The organism is Rhizobium sp. AAP116, from assembly GCF_001295785.1.
In the GTDB taxonomy this organism is placed as follows: Bacteria; Pseudomonadota; Alphaproteobacteria; order Rhizobiales; family Rhizobiaceae; genus Allorhizobium.
In genome coordinates, this window is the sequence record NZ_LJIB01000008.1 from 124,381 (window position 1) to 144,253 (window position 19,873).

The window sequence follows — 19,873 nt, forward strand, 5'->3', positions numbered from 1 at the left end:
TACGTCAAGGTTATATAGCGTTCTCACACTTGCACTGCCGGTGCGAAAGCATAAGCTTTCGGGACCTGAGGAGGAACCAGTCCCGAAAGGGCGTGCCGGCAGACCAATGATTTTCGGGAGGATTACATGACGGAAACTCTGAGCCGCCTCAGCGGCCGCGCCGCGGAAAAAATCTGGGTCAACTCCTATCCGGCATCGGTTCCGGCCGAGATCGCGCCGCATGCGCATCCCTCGCTCGGGGCGCTTTTCGAAGCGAGCTGCGCGAAATTTGCCGACCGCCTCGCCTTCTCCAGCATGGGCCGCGGCATGACCTTCCGCGAACTGGAACAGCAGTCCCGCAAGGTCGGGGCCTGGCTGCAGTCGAAGGGCCTCGTCAAGGGCGACCGCGTTGCCGTCATGACGCCGAACATCCTGCAGAATCCGGTCACCGTCTACGGCATCCTGCGCGCCGGCATGACGGTCGTGAATGTCAACCCGCTCTATACCCCGCGCGAACTCGAGCACCAGCTCAAGGATTCGGGCGCCAAGGCAATCATCGTTCTGGAAAACTTCGCCCATACGGTGGAGCAGGTGGTGTCACGCACGGACGTCAAGCATGTCGTGGTTTGCACGATGGGAGATATGCTGGGCTTGAAGGGCCACATCGTCAACCTCGTCGTGCGCAAGGTCAAAAAGCTGGTGCCGGCCTGGTCGATCCCGGGTCACAAGGGCTTCAAGGCGATGCTGACCGAAGGCGAAAAGCTCACATTGAAGCCAGTTGACGTGGTGTCCAGCGACGTCGCCTTTCTGCAGTATACCGGAGGCACCACGGGGGTTTCCAAGGGCGCGACGCTTACCCATGCCAACCTGCTCGCCAACAAGCAGCAGATTGCGCTCTGGCTGGAAGCCGCCTTTGCCGGGCAGAACCGCCCGGACGTTCTGAACTTCGTCTGCGCGCTGCCGCTCTACCATATTTTCGCGCTGACCGTGAATTCGCTGATGGGCGTGGCGCTCGGTGCTCACAACCTGCTGATCGCCAATCCGCGCGACATCCCGGCCTTCATCAAGGAGCTGCAGAGCTTCAAGGCGCATGTCTTCCCGGGCCTGAATACGCTGTTCAACGCGATGATGAACAACCCCGAATTCAAGAAGATCGACTTCTCGTCGCTGATGCTTGTGCTCGGCGGCGGCATGGCGATCCAGCGACCGGTGGCCGAGCGCTGGCTGGAGATGACGGGGCGTCCGATCACAGAAGGCTATGGCCTCTCCGAGACATCGCCGGTTGCGACCGTCAACCGCCTCGATGCGCGTGAGTTCACCGGCATGATCGGCCTGCCGCTGCCTTCTACCGACATCGAGATCCGTGACGAGGACGGCGTCACGATGGCGATCGGCGAAGTCGGCGAAATCTGCATCCGCGGCCCTCAGGTCATGGCAGGCTATTGGCAGCGCCCGGAAGAGACCGCCAAGGTGATGAGCGACGACGGCTTCTTCCGCTCCGGCGACATGGGCCTGATGGACGAACGCGGCTATGTGAAGATCGTCGACCGCAAGAAGGACATGATCCTCGTCTCCGGCTTCAACGTCTATCCGAACGAGATCGAGGAAGTGGCTGTCATGCATGCCGGCGTGCTCGAATGTGCCGCCGTCGGCGTGCCGGACGAGCATTCGGGCGAAGCGGTGAAGCTCTTCGTGGTCAAGAAGGACGAGAACCTGACCATCGACGAGCTGAAGGCGCATTGCGCCGCCAATCTCACCAACTACAAGCGGCCGCGCTATATCGAATTCCGCACCGAACTGCCGAAAACCAATGTCGGCAAGATCCTGCGGCGCGAGTTGCGAGACGGAAAATAAATCGATTTAAATTTGGGGAGGCTCTAGCCTCCCCTTCGTCTTGATCCCGTCTCAACTCGCTAATAAGGTCCCCGGCATCATCGTCGAACCAGGGACATTCCGATGCAATCCATCATCGACACGCTGACGAGCACGGTCGCCGCCACCCATGCCGAAGACCTGCGCGCCGCCTTTGCCGCCGATCCTGAGCGCTTCAGCCGGTTTTCCGCTTCGCTCGACGACCTCATGATGGATTACTCCAAATGCGCCGTAAACGACGAGGTGCTCGATCAGCTCGAGCAGCTGCTGGTGACGGCCGGGGTCGCCGAAAAGCGCGACGAGATGTTCTCGGGCGCACCGATCAATTTCACCGAGGGGCGCGCCGTTCTCCACACGGCGCTGCGCAACCGCTCCAACCGTCCCGTCATGGTCGATGGGCGCGATGTCATGCCTGACGTGAACGGCGTGCTCGACGCCATGGGCAAGTTTGCCGATGGCATTCGCTCTGGCGAGATGAAGGGTGCCACCGGCAAGGCGATCACGGACGTCGTCAATATCGGTATTGGCGGCTCGGATCTCGGGCCTGTCATGGCGACGCTTGCGCTCTCGCCCTTCCATGACGGCCCGCGCCTGCATTTCGTCTCCAATATCGACGGCGCGCATATTGCCGACACGCTGAAGACGCTTGCACCCGAGACCACGCTCTTCATCGTGGCGTCGAAGACCTTCACCACCATCGAGACGATGACGAATGCCCAGACGGCGCGCGCTTTCATCGCCGATGCACTCGGGGAAGCGGCTGTCGGCCACCATTTCTGCGCTGTCTCGACCGCGCTCGACAAGGTCGCGGCCTTCGGCATCGATGCATCCCGCGTCTTCGGTTTCTGGGACTGGGTCGGCGGGCGTTATTCGATCTGGTCGGCCATCGGCCTGCCGCTGATGATCGCGATCGGGCCCGACAATTTCGGCGATTTCCTTGCCGGCGGCCATGCGATGGACGAGCATTTCCGCAACGCCCCCTTCCGTGCGAACCTACCGATGCTGCTCGGCGCGCTTGGCGTCTATCATCGCAACGTGCTGAACTATGCGACGCGGGCGATCCTGCCCTATGACCAGCGGCTGTCACGCTTCCCGGCCTATCTGCAGCAGCTGGACATGGAATCGAACGGCAAGAGCGTCACCATCGACGGAAAGCCGGTCCAGGGCGCGTCGGGGCCTGTCGTCTGGGGCGAACCCGGCACCAATGGCCAGCATGCCTTCTACCAGCTCATCCACCAGGGCACGAGCGTCATCCCGGCCGAATTCCTGATCGCCGCCAACGGCTTCGAGCCGGAATTGCGCCACCAGCACGAACTCTTGATCGCCAATTGCCTGGCACAATCGGAAGCCCTGATGAAGGGCCGCACGCTGACTGAGGCCAAGAGCCAGTTGACCGCCAAGGGTGTTGCCAGCGAAGAAGCCGACTTCCTCGCCCCACACCGCGTCTTCTCCGGCAATCGTCCGTCGATCACCTTCGTCTACGAGCAACTGACCCCCTTCACGCTGGGCCGCCTTATCGCGCTCTACGAACACCGCGTCTTCGTCGAAGGCGTCGTCTTCCGCATCAACTCATTTGACCAATGGGGCGTGGAGCTCGGCAAGGAGCTGGCAACGGGTCTGCTTCCGGTAGTGCAGGGCAAGGTCGCCGCGACCGGGCATGACAGCTCGACGGTTGGGCTGGTCTCGGCGCTGGCGGAGCGGAAGATGGGCTGAGGAGACGGGGGATCGAGGTATTGCCTGTAACAGGCTGCTCTTTGATCCTCAGTTTCGCGGAGAGATTTCGGCCATCGTGCCTCGAACCACGATTACCGTGGCCTTAACCTCCGCTTCCTGAAGCTTGAACGCGCTTTCGGAAAGTTGCGGCTATCGTCTGAGCGCTAGCGCCTCCTCCGACAATTAGCAGCACCTGAAGCTCGTCCTGATCTCGGATCAGCGCAATTTTCATTGACTTTTTCTGACCTCCGTTCTTCCAAACGCCAGTGCCCAGCGCAGAAGGCAACTCGGCTGCCGTACGTTTAGGAACAGGTACGGCCGCTGCATACCAGTCGTTGTTGGCAATGACTTTCAGCCCATCTCCAACCCGGGTGATGGTGAGCGAGCACTTGCGACATTCACCGGCGCTGGACTTCATTTGGCGCCAGGTCCCTTCGAATTCTCCGGCTTTTGCAGAAGCGACACCTGCAGCTGCGATTAAAACCGCAAAGCACAATGACTTAAACTTCGAATAAAGGTTCATTTCCCGCCTCCAACAGCCAAACACAATCTATGGTGGAGACGTTGCCCGGGACTTAATTTTTCAGACTGTATTTTACTGTTCGGAACGGAGTGACCTGCGTGTCTGCTAGTTCTCGCGGACGGCGCCAACTTTACGTTGATTCATGTAGAGATGCCCCGGCATCGGCAGGCAGGATACACCCGCCCTTGCAAGACGCTACGCAAATCGTATGGCGATCCTTGCGGTCTCGTCCGTCTCAGAACCCAATCTCAGCCGCCGTCGGCGGATTTGCCCCTGCTCGCGACACAGTCACGGCCGCAGCCTTGGCGCCTACCGTCAGTGCCTCGCGCACAGCCTCTTCCGAGAGCTTTGCTACCGTCTCCTTGGTCAGCAATCCCTGACGCTTCAGGGAAGCCAAAATGCCCGCATCAAACGTGTCGCCAGCGCCGACGGTGTCGACGACTTCGACCTTGTTCGAGGGCACCGAGACCTTGAAATTGGCGGTGTAGGCTGTCGCGCCTTCCGCGCCCTTGGTCAGCACCACGAGCTTGGCGCCGCGCGTCAGCCAGTGGGCGGCACGTTCGTCCTGGGTGCCCTGGAGATCGAACCAATCGAGGTCTTCGTCGGAGAATTTCAGGATGTCGGACATATCGGCCATGCGGGCGATGCGGGCCTGGTGAGCCGGCTTGTCCTTGATGAAGCCGGGGCGGATGTTCGGGTCGAGCGAGATCACGCGGGTCTTGTGCTCGCGGGTCATCAGCGCCTCGTAGGTCGAGCCGCAGGGTTCCGGGATCAGGCTGATCGCGCCGAAATGCAGGGCCTCGCAGCTGTCATCGAGCGTGGGCAGATCAGCTTCGGTGATCATCCGGCCTGCCGTGTTTTCGTCGTAGAAGGCATAGGAAGCCTGGCCGTTGGTCAGCTTGACCAGCGCAATCGTGCAAGGGCGCGAGAGCGTGGCGCAATAGCTGAAATCGACGCCGGAGGATTTCAGCGTGTCGCGCAGAATGTCGCCCAGCATGTCGTCGGAGAGGCCGGTAAAGAAGCCTGTCTTGATGCCCAGACGGCCAAGCGCAATTGCCGTGTTGAAGATAGCGCCGCCGGCATAGGGCGCAAAGGCGCGCTCGCCGAGCGTGGTTTCGCGTGGCAACATGTCGATCAGCGCTTCGCCGCAACACAGGATCATCTCGACCTCCCAAGGATTCCGTTTCAATCGATTTAAACGAAGCCGCTCTTATTTTCCAGTGCGACTTTGGGCATTCGCTCAGGCGAGTGACGAAATCCCACCATTGCGACCCGACCATTCGAGCGGGGCATCGAGGAAGGCCTCGACCTCCGACAGCGTCTTCTCGTCGAACAGTTTCTGTTCGCGGGCGACGGCCAGGACATTGCGCCAGGTGGCGATGTAGTGGAGCTTCACCTTGCCATCATCGAAGCGCTCCAGAGCCTCGGGGAAGATGCCGTAGAAGAAGAGCGCGATGCCGTGATCGACCACGCCGCCGGCAGCCCTGATGGCATCGATGAATTTGAACATGCTGCCGCCGGCCGTCGTCAGGTCCTCGATCACGAGAACGCGCGACCCTTCCGGCATGTGGCCCTCGATCTGGGCGTTGCGGCCGTGGCCCTTCGGGGCTTTGCGCACATAGATCATCGGCAGACCGAGGCGATCGGCGAGAAGTGCTGCAAAGGGAATACCCGCCGTCTCGCCACCCGCGATGCAGTCGAACTGCTCGAAACCGGCATTACGCATGAGCGTCGCTGCGGCAAAATCCATCACGGTCGAGCGCACGCGCGGGTATGAGAGGAGTTTGCGGCAATCGATGTAAACGGGGCTCTTCATGCCCGAGGAAAGCTTATAGGGCTCGGCCGCATTGAAATGTACCGCCTTGATCTCCCAGAGCATCTTCGCCACGAGTTCGGCCATCACGGCGGGATCGGTGAAGGGGGTCTGGATCATCGGGCGCTCCTGTCTGTCTGGTTTCTTCGGCAATAGCAGCTAGCCGGGCGACCCGCCAGATGGGCGTGGCATGGAACAATCAGCCTCGACAGATCTTTACGGCTCACCATCCACGAAGGACAAATCTCCATGGACAACATGCTCGTCATTCAGCCGCTCATCGCTCTCATCGCCGGCATTCTCATTCTCATCATGCCGCGCCTTTTGAACTATGTGGTCGCGATCTATCTTATCGTTATCGGCGTGCTTGGCCTCTGGCCGCAGCTCGGCTCGCTCGGAACCTGACGCAGGCTGTTTCAGCCCCTCCACGCCTTCAAAGAAATGCCTCGCGTTATCAGCGAGGCATTTTTCGGTTCAGGCGACATCCCAGTGCAGCGGGAATTTAGGATCGAAGACCGTCACCGGCCCGGCGCCCGTGAAGATCTTGCCCGGAAACTCGATCGGCTCTGTGCGCTTCACCAGGGTAATGGTCTCTTCGTTTGCGGGCAGGCCATACCAGGCCGGTCCGTTCAGCGAGGTGAATGCCTCGAGCTTATCAAGCGCATTCTCCTGTTCGAAGACATGGGCAAGGCAGCTCATCGTGTTAATCGAGGTATAGATGCCGGCGCAGCCGCAGGCGCATTCCTTCAGCGGGTCGACATGCGGCGCGCTATCGGTACCGAGGAAGAACCTGGCATCGCCGGAGACGGCAGCCTTACGCAGCGCCTGACGGTGGTTCTCGCGCTTGGCAACCGGCAGGCAATAGTAATGCGGCTGGATACCGCCGACGAGAATGTCGTTGCGGTTGATGATCAGATGATGGGTGGTGATCGAGCCGGCGAGATTGCGCTCGGCCGAGCGGATATACTCGATGCCGTCCTCGGTGGTCACGTGCTCCATCGTGACCTTCAGTTCCGGCAGGCGCTTGCGCAGCGGATCGAGAACCGTATCGATAAAGACCTTTTCGCGGTCGAAGATGTCGACTTCGGGCGTCGTCACCTCGCCATGGACGCAGAGCGGCAGCCCGACCTTTGCCATGCGCTCCAGCACGGGCATGGCCTTTTCCATGTCGCGTACGCCGCCATGGGAATTGGTCGTGGCACCGGCCGGGTAGAGCTTCACCGCCGTGATCAGGCCGGAGCGTTTGCCCTCTTCCACGTCATAGGGATTGGTGTGTTCCGTGAGATAGAGCGTCATCAACGGCTCGAAGCGGTCGCCCTGTGGCACCGCCTTCAGGATCCGCTCGCGATAGGCTCGGGCGTCATCGGTCGTCACCACCGGCGGCACGAGGTTTGGCATGATGATCGCACGGGCGAAGTGGCGGCTGGTGTCGCCGATCACGCCTTCCAGCATCGCACCATCGCGCAGATGCAGATGCCAGTCGTCGGGGCGGCGGATAGTGAGGGATGACATGGGGCGAGCCTCCGGCTTGACGAGAACTCGCCGCCCTTAGCATGTCCATCCCGCCGGATCAAAGGATCAGGCGACCCGTTCGTTCGCTGATACGATCGTCTTTTCCGCTTCCTCCATCTGCTCACGGCGATCCTGCTCCATGATCGCCTGGATCCGCGGAAGCGCCCGCTCGAAGGCGGCCACACAATCCGGATCGAACTGGGTGCCAGCGCGGCCGAGGATATGCTCGACGGTACGCTCGAAGCTCCAGGCCGGCTTGTAAGGGCGTTCCGTCGTCAGCGCGTCGAAGTTGTCGGCAACGCAGACGATGCGCCCGGAGATCGGGATTGCGGTCCCGACGAGACGGTTCGGATAGCCCTGCCCGTCCCAGCGCTCATGGTGGCTGGCCGCAATCTCCGAGGCCAGTTGCAGAAGCGAGGAACGGGAGCGCCCGAGAATGTCGCTGCCGATTTCTGCATGCGACTGCATCTGGCGATATTCGGCTTCCGTCAGACGCCCCTGCTTCAGAAGAACCGTGTCGGGCATCGCGACCTTGCCGATATCGTGCATGGGAGCCGCCAGCCGGATGTCGTGGCAGACATGGCTCGGCAGACCCAGCTCGATCGCGATCGCTTCCGAATAGGCAGCGACACGCAATGTGTGGCGGGCCGTCTCCGGATCCTTGTACTCGGCAGCGAGGGTCAGGCGATGGATGATCTCCTGCTCGCGCTCGCGCAGTTCGCCCACGGCACGTTCGACCTCGCGGCGAAGCCACTCGGCCTGGTCGGCAAGCTGGCGACGGGCACGGGAAAGGCTGACGATATTCTGCACACGCGCCTGAAACTCGACCGGGTTCACCGGCTTGGTCAGGAAATCGATCGCACCGGCATTGAGAGCCGCCATGCGGGTCGTCATGTCCTTATCGGCGGTGACGAAGATCACCGGGACGTTGGCATATTTCTCGAAACGGACGATCTCCGTATAGAGCTCCACCCCGTTATACACCGGCATCTGGTAATCGATGATGGCAATGTCGAAATCGAGCTCCGGCAGGGCTGACAGCACGGAATCGGGGCTCGCAAAAGGCAAGGCTTCGCAGTGATCGAGCTTACCGACGAGCTTCGTCAGGAGCTTCAGATTGGTGCTGTTGTCGTCCACCAACAAAATACGCATGAACGCCTCCGTGCTTCTCAGGCAACCAGTTTGAATTTCAGAGCGAGAATTTCCTCGCCCAGCATTTCGATATCCGCGGCAACCGGTCTCTGGCTGCGCAACGCGTGGGCCTTTACGGCCAGATCATTGAGCCCGACATTCGAGGCTGCGCCCTTGATGGTGTGCAGGACACGGTCGATTTTCTCAGGGTCGTTGCGGCGAAGGGCCTCGTTCAGCTCATCGAGCAGACTGGTCGCATCGTCGAAGAAGGATTCCACCAGCTCCTGGAACACCTCTTCGCCCAAGGCATCCACCAGTTCGGCGTGACGCGCTTCGTCCAGCCCCTCGATGCCGAGGGCGGGCATGTGAAGCGGGATCTCGGCAAAATCCAGTTCAGGCAATTCAAGCTTCTGCGGGGCCGTCGTCGTGCCCGCTGCCGGCGCACTTTCGCGTGCGGAAGACGTCGTGTGGGCAATCATTTTCTTCAATCTCTCAAGTGTCACTGGCTTGGATTCAAATCCCTGCATGCCCGCATCAAGGCAACGGCGTCGATCGTCGTCAGAAGCGTTTGCGGTCATGGCGATGATCGGCACATCGGCAGAGGGGCCGCGCTCGGCAATGATGCGCTTCGTCGCCTCGATGCCGTCCATGACAGGCATCTGCATGTCCATGAGGATCAAATCGAAGCGCTGCTCTCGAGAAATGGACACGGCTTCAGCACCGTCATTGGCAATCTCGACATCCTGGCCCAGGCGCGCCAGGAAACGGGTGGCGACAATCTGGTTCACCTTGTTGTCTTCGACCAACAGGATGCGGCATCGCGGCAACGTCTCTTCGGCGACGACCTGAGCGGCGAGACCGTTCGCTTCTTCGCGGGTTACCGGGACAACGCCCAGTTCGAACCAGAAGATCGAGCCGACACCGACCGTGCTGCTCATGCCGAGCTCGCCGCCCAGCTTCTCGACGATCTGCTTGCAGATGGTGAGGCCGAGACCGGTGCCGCCATAGCGACGGCTGATCGAGGCATCGACCTGGGAAAAGGGCTTGAACAGCTTGTCGAGGCCGGCCTCATCGATGCCGATGCCCGTATCTTCCACCTCGAAGCGGATCATCAGTTTGCCTTCGCGGTAGAAGTCGCGCAGGCGCAGCGTCACCGTGCCGTGATGGGTGAACTTGACGGCATTCGACAGGAGGTTGAGGAGAACCTGGCGCAGACGCGTCGGGTCGGTCTTGACGTAGAGCGCCTGCAGGGAATCCGGCAGGTCGAGGATCACCGTGTTCTCGTGATCGTCGGCGCGGCCGCGGATGATGCTGACCGTGCTTTCAGCGAGCGCGCAGACGTCGAAGGCACGCTCCTCCAGCTCGAGCTTGCCGTGCTCGATCTTGGAGAAGTCGAGGATCTCGTTGATGATCTCGAGCAGGGCCTCGCCAGACGAGCGGATGGTTTTGACGCTCTGGATCGTGTCGTCAGGCAGTTCCGAAAGCTCGAGCAGTTCCGACATGCCGAGGATCGCATTCAGCGGCGTACGGATCTCGTGGCCCATGGTGGCCATGAATTGCGACTTCGCGCGGTTGCCGGCGTCAGCCGCTTCATAGGCCTCACTCAATTGAGTTGCCATGACCTGCAATTCATGGCTCGACTGCCGGACCGAGCGAAGCTGTCGATTGAGCGTAATGACGAGGAAGACCACCGACACCATCAGCAGGCTCAGCATGACGGTGGAGGTTCGCTCCAGGCTGAGGATCGTTGACCGGCTATCGGCGCGCTCGTGGCTGACACGGGTATTGGTGTAAAGCAGGAAATCCTCTGCCACGCGGCCCATGGAAACCAGTGCAGTGTCGAGTTCCTGCAGCTGCCCGGAGGTCGGAGTTATCCCGTCCGCATAGTCATCAAAGATCGGCTGGACCTTGCGGACACCTTCCGTCACGGCGGCGATGTAGCCGCGAATAAGCTCGTCGCCGGAGAAGTAGGTCCCGAACTTCGCTTGATCGAGGATCGAGACGCGGGAATAGAGGATGTCGTAGCGCAGGGACAGATCGTCGAGCAGTTGCGGATCCTGTGGATCGGCTTTCGCGCTGCTCAGGCTATGACTGAACTGTCGTACTTCGCGGTCCAGTTGATAGACCGACCAGAGCGAATTTTCGCGGACGCCATCCTCCATGATCCGGTATTGGCGCGCGATATCGACAAAGAGAACCAGAAGCACGATCAAAAGCACTGCAGACACGGTCTGCAGAACGAAGGCAACGGTGCCTCCGCCTGCAAATTTCCGGGCTTTGGCGCCTGTCAGTGTCACTGGCCGACCTCGATTTCCTTGATCTGCCAGACAGACCGCGAGAAATACTTCTCGTTGAACAGGTCTGCATTCAGATCGAATGGATAGACCAGCATCAGCGGGCCCTTGTCGCGGATCGACATGGGCTTGCCATCAATCTTGGTGGCGAGGATCGTGTCGAGCTTGGCATCTTCTGCCGGCACATCGGCGGCGTAGTCGTTCAGGGCGCGGACCTTCAAATTCGTGCCGGTCGCACCGACTGCAGCGAGGATTTCGCGCAGGAGCGGGCCTTCGAAGGTCACCCTGCCAGTTGTCCAGGGCGTTTCCATCTCGCCCTTGCGGCCTTTCAGCTTCTCCAGCATCGCCATGTCGAACTGAGCGGCGTCACCGGCGTTGGTATTGGAGATCTTGCCCGTCACGGTCAGCACGACCGGTCCGCTCGGCGCTTCCAGCGCCAGGGCGGCCGTTGCAGAGAGACCGATTGCAAGTATCGTAGCGATAATGCTTTTCATGGTGCAGCTCCTTCCGATCAGGCCGAACGCAGTTCCGGATGCACGGCGCCTGCGCCGATGTGATCCGAAAGCAGCTTGCGGAAGGCGACCGCTTCAACCGGCTTGTGCAGGAAGTCCGTGATACCGGCTGCCTTTGCTTCCTCGCGAAGACGCGGCTCGTCGTCTGCCGTCACCATCACCACAGGAACATCACGGTAACGGTCCATCAGGCGCACGGCCTTGACAAACTGAAGCCCGGACATGCCCGGCAGCATGTGGTCGACAATCAACATTTCGAAGTTCTCGGCATGACACAGCATCAGAGCCGTGTTGCCATCGCCGGCAACCTTGATCTCTTCAACGGTGACCTTCTTTGCGAGATGCTTGATGATCATCGCATTGGTCGGATTGTCTTCGACAATTAGTATGGCCATTTCCAAACCCCCATGAACACGCCCAGCCCAGGCTCCGTCAGCCTTCCAGGCCGGACGGGAACTGCGTTAACCTTTCATGGAGGAGTTGTATCAGGGGGAGGCTGAAATTCGCTGAACCAAACCGGTACAATTTTACCGATGGCACATTTAATTAGAACTTAAGAATTTTCGCAGGCTCGACTACACCTTGAGACGGGCGTGTTCACAGCGTATTGAAGGTGAAATCGGCCGCCGCGCTGCGCTCGATGACGAGCCTACCATTGGGCAAATCATTGCCTTCCACTTTCGCTTCGATCTGTGCCGGTGTGAGACCATAATGGGTCCAGCGTGCTACGAGCCTGCGCTCCAGTTCACTGATCGGCGGCGCAACCATGACGGTAAGGTCGAAGAGATCCGCCAGGCTCGCCCAGCGCCCCTGCTGCAGCAGGAGATAATTGCCCTCGGCAATGACGATGCGATCTTCCGCGACAATGCATCGCGCGGCGGCGATGGCGAGTTCGCGGTCACGATCGAAGACGGGCGTGAAGACTTCACCGCCGGCCTTGACGGCTCTCAGGATGTCGCCCAGGCCCCTGATGTCGAAAGTATGCGGAGCGCCCTTGCGGGCGATGTCACCGCGCTCTTCAAGGATCGCATTGTCGAGGTGGAAGCCATCCATCGGTAAAACCGCGCTACGGTGGCCCCTCTCCGTCAGAGTTTGATGCAAACGATCCGCCAAAGTTGACTTACCCGCGCCTGGTGGTCCGGCCACAGCTACGAGCAGGCGGACGCCATCCTGCGCCCGCCGCTCGATCTCGGTGATCAGATCATCCAGCACCGGCGTCATGCGGCGCGCTCGACCTCTGGGGCCGGACGGGCGCCGGTCATGAAGGCGACGGCATCCGACATGGTGTAGTCCTTAGGATTGATGACGCAGAGACGCTTTCCGAGACGGTGAACGTGGATGCGATCGGCAACCTCGAAGACATGCGGCATGTTGTGACTGATCAGCACGATCGGCAGGCCGCGCGAGCGGACGTCAAGGATCAGTTCGAGTACCTTGCGGCTCTCCTTGACCCCGAGTGCGGCCGTAGGCTCATCGAGGATGATGACCTTGGAGCCGAAGGCCGCCGCACGCGCGACTGCCACACCCTGGCGCTGGCCGCCTGAGAGCGTCTCCACCGCCTGATTGATGTTCTGGATCGTCATCAGGCCGAGTTCGGACAGCTTGTCGCGGGCGATCTTCTCCATCGCCGGCCGGTCCAGCTTACGGAATACGCTACCCATGATGCCCGGTTTGCGCAGTTCGCGGCCGAGGAACATGTTGTCGGCAATCGAGAGCGCCGGCGACAGAGCGAGGTTCTGGTACACGGTCTCGATGCCGGCATTACGCGCATCGATCGGCGAGCGGAAGTTGATCTGCTTGCCTTCGAGCCTGATCTCGCCCTCATCAGGCGAAACGGCACCGGAGATCGCCTTGATCAGCGAAGACTTGCCGGCCCCGTTGTCACCGATGACCGCGAGGATTTCGCCGGGATAGAGATCGAAGTCTGCCTGATCGAGGGCGGTGACGCGGCCGTAACGCTTGACCAGGCCGCGGGCTGTGAGAATGGGTTCCTGGGTCATCAGCCTGCTACCTTTCTGATCCACTGGTCGATTGCCACGGCGGCGATGATGAGAACGCCGATCAAGAGATAGGTCCATTGCGGGTCCGTGCCGATCAGGCGCAGGCCGAGCTGGAAGACACCGACGATCAGCGCGCCGAAGATCATGCCGAGGATCGAGCCACGCCCGCCAAAGAGCGAAATGCCGCCGATCACCACGGCCGTGATGGATTCGATATTGGCAAACTGTCCGGCGGTCGGGGAAACCGAGCCGATTCGGCCGATCAAGGCCCAGCCGGCGAGCGCGCAGATGAGGCCGGACAGCGTGTATACGGAGATCAGCATGCGCTTGACGTTGACGCCTGCGAGTTCCGCCGCATCCGGATCGTCACCGACCGCATAGACGTGGCGGCCCCAGGCGGTGTGGTTCAGCACATACCAGAGGAGTGCAACGAGGAGCACCATGGCGATAACGCCATAGGTCAGTACCGCGCCGCCCATGCGGATGTTCTCCCCGAAGAACTTAAGGATCGGCGCGTTCGCATCGATGTCCTGGCTGCGGATCGTCTCGTTGGCGGAATAAAGGAAGTTGGTGGCAAGCACGATCTGCCACATGCCGAGCGTCACAATGAAGGGCGGCAGTTTCATGCGCGCCACGAGCACCCCATTGATGAAGCCGCAAAAGGCGCCGACACCGAGACCGCAAATCACGGCAAGCTCGGGAGGAAGGCCGTAGCGGAAGGCAAACTGGCCCATGACCACCGACGACAGAACCATGATGGCGCCGACCGAGAGATCGATGCCCTTCGTCAGGATTACCAGCGTCTGCGCTGCTCCAACGATCCCGACAATCGCGACCTGCTGCAGAATGAGCGTCATCGTGAAGGCGGAGAAGAACTTGCCGCCGAGAATAAGGCCGAAGACGGCGATCGACAGAACAAGCACGATCAGCGCAACGGCTGCCGGGCTTGAATGCAAGAAATGCTGGAAGCGCTCGAGGGCACTCTTTTCATGACGGTCGAACGAGGCGACTTCGGTCGAACTCGACGACAGGACCTTTTCAAATTCTTGCGTGGTCCGCGTCTCGGGATTGGCCGGCTGCATGGGTCATCCTCCCTGCCGTTGGTCTCAGTATTTTACATGAAGGATACGCCCGACCTGCCGCCGCGCAAAGGCCGGGCGTTGCGCCTAGCGGCGGGAGACGAGCTCCCGCCGACGTTTCAGTTCAGGCGCAGGAGTTTCGATCAGCCCCAGCACTTCTCGGTGCCGACCTTGGTGTCGATCGACTCGACGCCGGCTGCCGGCTTGTCGGTGACGAGGGCGACGCCCGTGTCGAAGAAGCTCTTGCCTTCGGAGGCCGCCGGTTTTTCACCGGTGTCTGCGAACTTCTTGATCGCTTCGATGCCGAGCGATGCCATCAGCAGCGGATACTGCTGCGAGGTGGCACCGATCACGCCTTCGGCGACGTTCTTGACGCCCGGGCAACCGCCGTCGACCGACACGATCAGCACGTCACCTTCCTTGCCAACGGCCTTCAGCGCTTCATAGGCGCCGGCGGCTGCCGGTTCGTTGATGGTGTGAACGACATTGATAGACGGATCCTTCTGGAGAAGGTTTTCCATGGCGGTGCGGCCGCCTTCTTCATTGCCGTTGGTGATGTCATGGCCAACGATGCGCGGATCGGTTTCGTCGCCGATCTTGTTGATGTCGACCACGTCAATGCCGAAGCCCTTCATGAAGCCCTGGTTACGCAGGACATCGACCGACGGCTGCGAGGGGGTCAGGTTGAGGAAGGCTATCTTGGCGTCCTTGGCGGCGTCGCCGAGGGTTGCTGCTGCCCACTTGCCGATCAGTTCGCCGGCGAGAAGGTTGTCGGTCGCGAAGGTCATGTCGGCAGAATCGATCGGCTCCAGCGGCGTGTCGAGGGCGATGACGAGGAGACCTGCGTCACGGGCCTTCTGAACAGCCGGAACAATGCCCTTGGTGTCGGATGCGGTGAGCAGAATGCCCTTTGCGCCGTCGGCAATGCAGGTTTCGATGGCGGCAACCTGGCTTTCGCTATCGCCGTCGACCTTGCCGGCATAGGACTTGAGCGTCACGCCAAGCTCGGCGGCCTTGGCGGTCGCGCCTTCCTTCATCTTGACGAAGAAGGGGTTGGTGTCGGTCTTGGTGATGAGGCAGGCAGAAACGTCGGCTGCCTGTGCCGGGGCGGCGAAAACAACGCCGAGGGCAAGGGTCGACAGGGCAGCAGTGATCAGAGACTTTTTCATTTGGTAATCCTCCCGAATGGTGTCGGCCAGCTCCTCCGGCCGCAGCGTGTCGGCACGGATCACCCTCCGGCGATCCGATCGGCTGCCATCAGGCATCCACTCCTCCACGGGCCCATTTAGAACATGAGGACATTTCAGCTGTCAATAAATAAATCCAGTTGAATTATTAAATCGGTGTGACATTCTGCGAGCGCTTTCGTAAAAGGAAGCGGTCGGGAGGAGCGGCCTTCAGTGTCACAGGATGATCATGCACGACTGGCGGATCCGGCGCCCAGGGTGAGCGCCGGCGGCGGCTCGAACCAGGTGCGCGTGCGCGCCTATAACGAGCGGCTGGTCCTATCACTCGTGCGGCAGAATCCTGGCTGTTCGAAGGCCGATATCGCTCGCCTTACCGGCCTTTCCGCCCAGACCGTCTCGGTTATCATGCGCTCGCTCGAAAGCGACGAACTCTTGATGCGCGGCGAACCGATCCGCGGCCGTGTCGGCCAGCCCTCCGTTCCGATGTTCATCAACCCGGAAGCGGTCTTTTCCTTCGGCGTGAAAATTGGCCGCCGAAGCGCCGACCTCGTGCTGATGGATTTCGCCGGCACGATTCGGGAGCAACGCCACCGCACCTATCGCTACCCCCATCCCGATCATCTCCTGCCCTTCATCTGTGACGGCATCGCCGCCATGGAAGCTGAAATGGACGAACACACGCGGGCACGCATTGCCGGAATCGGCATTGCCGCCCCCTTCGAACTCTGGAACTGGGCCGAGGAAGTCGGCGCACCGGAAGGGGCGATGGATATCTGGCGCAAGGTCGACCTGCAGGTCGAGGTCCAGAGCCGCATGGCGCATCCCGTCTATCTGCGCAACGACGCGACCAGTGCCTGCGGAGCAGAACTGGTGTTTGGCGCAGGCCAACGCTACCCGGATTTCGTCTACTTCTACATCGGCTCGTTCATCGGCGGCGGCATCGTCGTCAATTCGTCCCTCTTCGTCGGCCGAACCGGGACCGCAGGAGCGATCGGCCCCCTGCCCGTCCGCGACAAACACGGCCAGACGCGCCAGCTTCTCGACATCGCCTCGATCTTCGTTCTCGAGAACCTGCTGCGAGAACGTGGGCTCGATCCCCAGCCGCTCTGGTATGCAGCGGAAGAATGGATCGACTTCGGCGAGCCGCTGGAAATCTGGATCCAGGATACGGCAGCAGCGCTGGCTCAGGCCGTGATCGCGGCCGCATCGATCATCGACTTTGCTGCCGCGATCATCGACGGCGGCTTCCCGGCCTGGGTTCGCCATCGCCTGGTCAAGGCCACCATCGAGGCGATGAACCGCCTCGACCTGCAGGGCGTCGTCATTCCCGACATCGTCGAGGGCGAGGTCGGCGATCAGGCCCGCGCCATCGGCGGCGCGAGCCTGCCGATCTTCGACCGCTATCTCATCGATCAAACCGTGTTGTTCAAGGATACCACCCATGCTGAAGGGCATTGATCCCCTCCTAAGCCCCGAACTTCTCGCCACCCTCCGCGCCATGGGCCATGGCGACGAGATCGCCATCGTTGACGGCAACTACCCTGCGCTCGAACATGCGCGGCGCCTGGTACGCCTCGACGGGCATCACCTCGTGCCCGTGCTGAACGCGATCCTCAGCGTGATGCCGATCGACGATTTCGTGCCGGAGGCGATCTTTCGGTCTGTCGTCGGTGGGAGGCCGGACCAGGTCGATCCGGTGCATCAGGAGATCATCGACTGCTGCGCAAAGCATGAGCCGAAAGTACCCGTGACGAAGCTGATCGGTGCGGATTTCTACAACCGGGTCAAGGCCGCCCATACCGTCGTACAGACGGGTGAGCCGCGCCTCTACGCCAATGTGATCCTGCGCAAGGGCGTAATCTACCCCTGATCCAGCGGCTGCGCTCAGCCCTCGAGGGCGCGCGAGATCCGTCGGGACAGTTCCACGGGGTTCTTCAGAACGATGGCGCGGCTGGTGCGCTCCACCAGCTGTTCGCGCGCCAGCCTCGACATCTCGCGCGACACCGTCTCTCGGCTAGCGCCGATATGTTCTGCCAGTTCCGCATGCACCAGCGGCGGCGAAATGATGCGTTCACGACCACCGTCGTTGCGCACGCGCGAAAGCCTTAGCAGCGTGTTGTAAAGGCGGTGCTTGGTGTCGAGAAACGAGAGTTCCGACAGGCGATCGTTCATCGCCCTGATACGCTTCGAAAGAAGCTGCAGCAGCGCCAGCGCGACATCAGACCTCTGCCGCAGAATGTCGAGAAAGACGATGCAGGGGATCACGGTCACCGTTGCGTCGCTAACGGCCATGAGGCTTGCGGAACGGGCCATATCATCGATGGCGGACTGTTCGCCGAGGATGTCGCCGCGCTTGAAGCTGCCGAGAATGGCCTCCTTACCGACGGAGAAACGCAGCACGGCGCGGATCTCGCCCGTCTGGACGATGAAGACATCCTTGGACATATCCTCGAAGTCGACCAGACTTTCGCCGGCACTCAGCGTACGAGAATGGCAGCGCAAAAGCCATTCGCGGTCCTCTTCCGGCGTGAGACCAGAAAAAATCGCACATCCGCGCAGTGTCGGAAGCGTTGTTGCCGGAAGCGGCAGGGCGGAGCCTGTCGTAGCGTTTGCTTTCATTTACGGATTACTTGTCGCGTTCATGACGATGGAGCTTACTTATTCGCCGGTATCGATGCTTAGCAAGATGTCGAAAACCAAGACCCTTACAATTCGGCTACCGCAGAGCATCGAATTTCATTCAATTTGAAACAATGCAGAAACCGGTGCGCAAGAGTCAACCGATGGAACCCGATGACGGCCCCCAGACGTCGGTGAGGGCAAAGCCGCGCTCGAAGGGATCGAAGGGATCGAGCGCGACCTGATGCAGGCCGAAGGTGAAGCCGCGACCGCTGATCGTCGGAATGACGGCAGGACATCCGGCGACCTCCGACAGCGCCGAGAGTCCGACCTCGAATTCGGAGCCGATGATCGACCGCGACAGCATCACGTCGCCAACCTTCGCCTTGCCACGCGCATGGAGCGTCGCAAGATTGGCCGAGTTGCCGGTGCCACAGGGCGAGCGATCGACGCGCCCCGGCCACATCGTGGTACAGGTGCGGATTGCACCGTCAGGATCGACATCGCGGAACATCACATAGGCAACGCCGGAAATGGCCGGGATCTCGGGATGGACAACGGGGATCTTGCGATTGATCTCTTCCTTCAGGATCATGCCGGCCTCGACAAGCGCCCGGGCATTGCCCTTTTCGATCGTGAGCCCGACCTGACCGACATCGACGAGCGCATAGAAGATGCCGCCATAGCTCAGATCGAAGGTGATGCGGCCCCATTGCTCGGTGTCGAGCGTCACATCCAGCTCGTGCACGAAGGACGGCACCATGGTGAGCTTGACGCGCTCGCAGCGCCCGTCACGGCAGGTGGCGGTCGCCTTGACGAGTCCGGCTGCCGTTTCCAGCATGACGACCGTCTCGGGCTCCTGCATCTCGACCATGCCGCTTTCCAAAAGCGCCGTCGTCACGCAGATCGAGTTGGAGCCGGAGCTCGCATGGGCCTGGTCGGGCTGGAGAATGACGAAGGCGGCATCGGCGGAGGGGTTCTTCGGCGGCAGCAGCAGGTTCACGGAGCCGATAGGTGCGCCGCGCGGCTCGAGCACCAGCATGCGCCTCAGCGCCTCGCCCTTGGGATCCGTGTTCAGCCAAAGCAACTGCTCGGCGACGGTCTCACCCGGGATCTTCGGCACGCCACCGATGGCGACCTTGCCGATTTCACCCTCGGCGTGAACGTCGAGCAATTGAAGAGTGCGCTTCCATCTCATGTCATTACCCCATGCCCGTCGACCAGCCCGTCGCGAAAGCGGGCCACTGCCCTTCAAGAGCACAAGCTTATGCGACATCTCAAGGGGATACATCACAGGCGGCGACCTGCAACGTTGCCGGGGCCGTGTTAAATCAGGGGAACGAGATATCCAAGTGCTTTTATTGCGTGTTCATGAAAACGGCTTTGGCGATCCCCGCGAGTAAGACCGCACGTAGAGTCACGGCAATAAGCTTGCCCTTGGTCAGCTGACGCCGACAATCATGCCATGATGAAAGCGAGAGTAAATGGCGCACCCGAAGAGATTCGAACTCCTGACCCCCAGATTCGTAGTCTGGTGCTCTATCCAGCTGAGCTACGGGTGCTTGCCAAGGCCGACTGTGCGTCGGCGTGTGGCGATCCTCTAAAGCGGGACGATCAGGATTGCAAGCGCCCTTTTCGA

19 protein-coding genes and 1 tRNA gene are annotated in these 19,873 nt (G+C 60.9%); 5 read left to right on the forward strand and 15 right to left on the reverse strand.

Going from position 1 to position 19,873, the window contains the following annotated elements; genetic code table 11:
* The first annotated feature begins 126 nt into the window (after positions 1-126).
* Positions 127-1,833 carry a long-chain fatty acid--CoA ligase gene (locus tag IP85_RS07680; RefSeq protein ID WP_054149089.1) on the forward strand — a complete coding sequence of 569 codons (1,707 nt, stop codon included), beginning with the start codon at positions 127-129 and terminating at the stop codon, positions 1,831-1,833.
* A 102-nt stretch (positions 1,834-1,935) separates the two neighbouring features.
* Positions 1,936-3,564, forward strand: coding sequence for a glucose-6-phosphate isomerase (pgi, locus tag IP85_RS07685; RefSeq protein ID WP_054149090.1), 1,629 nt, complete (start codon positions 1,936-1,938; stop codon positions 3,562-3,564).
* 103 nt (positions 3,565-3,667) lie between these two features.
* Here pgi and IP85_RS07690 read toward each other — a convergent pair whose 3' ends face one another.
* The 3 genes from IP85_RS07690 to IP85_RS07700 form a co-directional block, all read right to left on the reverse strand.
* Positions 3,668-4,087 carry a hypothetical protein gene (locus tag IP85_RS07690; protein WP_054149091.1) on the reverse strand — a complete coding sequence of 140 codons (420 nt, stop codon included), beginning with the start codon at positions 4,085-4,087 and terminating at the stop codon, positions 3,668-3,670.
* Between the two features lie 235 nt (positions 4,088-4,322).
* Entirely contained in the window at positions 4,323-5,249 is a 927-nt protein-coding gene (locus IP85_RS07695; protein ID WP_054149092.1) for a carbohydrate kinase, read from the reverse strand.
* Positions 5,250-5,327: 78 nt separating this feature from the next.
* Complete coding sequence (locus IP85_RS07700; RefSeq protein WP_054149093.1) at positions 5,328-6,020, reverse strand: orotate phosphoribosyltransferase; 693 nt, start codon at positions 6,018-6,020, stop codon at positions 5,328-5,330.
* Between the two features lie 129 nt (positions 6,021-6,149).
* On the opposite strand from IP85_RS07700, the gene IP85_RS21905 reads away from it, so the two are divergent.
* Complete coding sequence (locus IP85_RS21905) at positions 6,150-6,305, forward strand: DUF3096 domain-containing protein (RefSeq protein ID WP_069042418.1); 156 nt, start codon at positions 6,150-6,152, stop codon at positions 6,303-6,305.
* A gap of 69 nt (positions 6,306-6,374) precedes the next feature.
* On the opposite strand, the gene pyrC is transcribed toward IP85_RS21905, so the two are convergent.
* From pyrC to IP85_RS07745, 9 genes are all read right to left on the reverse strand, one after another.
* Positions 6,375-7,412: a dihydroorotase gene (gene pyrC, locus IP85_RS07705; RefSeq protein ID WP_054149094.1), complete on the reverse strand. Its 1,038-nt coding sequence runs from the start codon at positions 7,410-7,412 to the stop codon at positions 6,375-6,377.
* Positions 7,413-7,478: 66 nt separating this feature from the next.
* On the reverse strand, positions 7,479-8,564 hold the full coding sequence (locus tag IP85_RS07710; RefSeq protein ID WP_054149095.1) for an HD domain-containing phosphohydrolase: 1,086 nt from the start codon (positions 8,562-8,564) through the stop codon (positions 7,479-7,481).
* Positions 8,565-8,581: 17 nt separating this feature from the next.
* Positions 8,582-10,840, reverse strand: a complete 2,259-nt coding sequence (locus tag IP85_RS07715; RefSeq protein WP_245280830.1) for an ATP-binding protein — start codon at positions 10,838-10,840, stop codon at positions 8,582-8,584.
* Positions 10,837-11,331, reverse strand: a complete 495-nt coding sequence (locus IP85_RS07720) for a molybdopterin-dependent oxidoreductase (RefSeq protein ID WP_054149096.1) — start codon at positions 11,329-11,331, stop codon at positions 10,837-10,839. Before IP85_RS07720 ends, IP85_RS07715 begins: the two co-directional genes overlap by 4 nt.
* Before the next feature lie 17 nt (positions 11,332-11,348).
* Positions 11,349-11,744 carry a response regulator gene (locus IP85_RS07725; protein ID WP_054149097.1) on the reverse strand — a complete coding sequence of 132 codons (396 nt, stop codon included), beginning with the start codon at positions 11,742-11,744 and terminating at the stop codon, positions 11,349-11,351.
* A gap of 202 nt (positions 11,745-11,946) precedes the next feature.
* Complete coding sequence (locus IP85_RS07730) at positions 11,947-12,570, reverse strand: nucleoside triphosphate hydrolase (RefSeq protein WP_054149098.1); 624 nt, start codon at positions 12,568-12,570, stop codon at positions 11,947-11,949.
* The gene (locus IP85_RS07735; protein ID WP_054149099.1) at positions 12,567-13,349 is read right to left on the reverse strand and encodes an ATP-binding cassette domain-containing protein; all 783 of its coding nucleotides are present in this window, start codon (positions 13,347-13,349) and stop codon (positions 12,567-12,569) included. Before IP85_RS07735 ends, IP85_RS07730 begins: the two co-directional genes overlap by 4 nt.
* The gene (locus IP85_RS07740) at positions 13,349-14,431 is read right to left on the reverse strand and encodes an ABC transporter permease (RefSeq protein ID WP_054149100.1); all 1,083 of its coding nucleotides are present in this window, start codon (positions 14,429-14,431) and stop codon (positions 13,349-13,351) included. The genes IP85_RS07735 and IP85_RS07740 overlap by 1 nt, the downstream gene beginning before the upstream one ends.
* Before the next feature lie 140 nt (positions 14,432-14,571).
* Positions 14,572-15,597, reverse strand: coding sequence for a sugar ABC transporter substrate-binding protein (locus tag IP85_RS07745; RefSeq protein ID WP_054149169.1), 1,026 nt, complete (start codon positions 15,595-15,597; stop codon positions 14,572-14,574).
* A gap of 231 nt (positions 15,598-15,828) precedes the next feature.
* Here IP85_RS07745 and IP85_RS07750 point away from each other — a divergent pair, with 231 nt between their 5' ends.
* On the forward strand, positions 15,829-17,073 hold the full coding sequence (locus IP85_RS07750) for an ROK family transcriptional regulator (RefSeq protein ID WP_054149101.1): 1,245 nt from the start codon (positions 15,829-15,831) through the stop codon (positions 17,071-17,073).
* Complete coding sequence (locus tag IP85_RS07755; RefSeq protein WP_054149170.1) at positions 17,057-17,485, forward strand: RbsD/FucU family protein; 429 nt, start codon at positions 17,057-17,059, stop codon at positions 17,483-17,485. Before IP85_RS07750 ends, IP85_RS07755 begins: the two co-directional genes overlap by 17 nt.
* Before the next feature lie 14 nt (positions 17,486-17,499).
* Here IP85_RS07755 and IP85_RS07760 read toward each other — a convergent pair whose 3' ends face one another.
* The 3 genes from IP85_RS07760 to IP85_RS07770 all read right to left on the reverse strand — a co-directional run bounded on the left by IP85_RS07760 (position 17,500) and on the right by IP85_RS07770 (position 19,796).
* On the reverse strand, positions 17,500-18,234 hold the full coding sequence (locus IP85_RS07760; RefSeq protein ID WP_054149102.1) for a Crp/Fnr family transcriptional regulator: 735 nt from the start codon (positions 18,232-18,234) through the stop codon (positions 17,500-17,502).
* Positions 18,235-18,391: 157 nt separating this feature from the next.
* Positions 18,392-19,432, reverse strand: a complete 1,041-nt coding sequence (locus tag IP85_RS07765; protein WP_054149103.1) for a 4-hydroxyproline epimerase — start codon at positions 19,430-19,432, stop codon at positions 18,392-18,394.
* 287 nt (positions 19,433-19,719) lie between these two features.
* Positions 19,720-19,796, reverse strand: a tRNA-Arg gene (locus IP85_RS07770).
* Positions 19,797-19,873 lie beyond the last annotated feature (77 nt).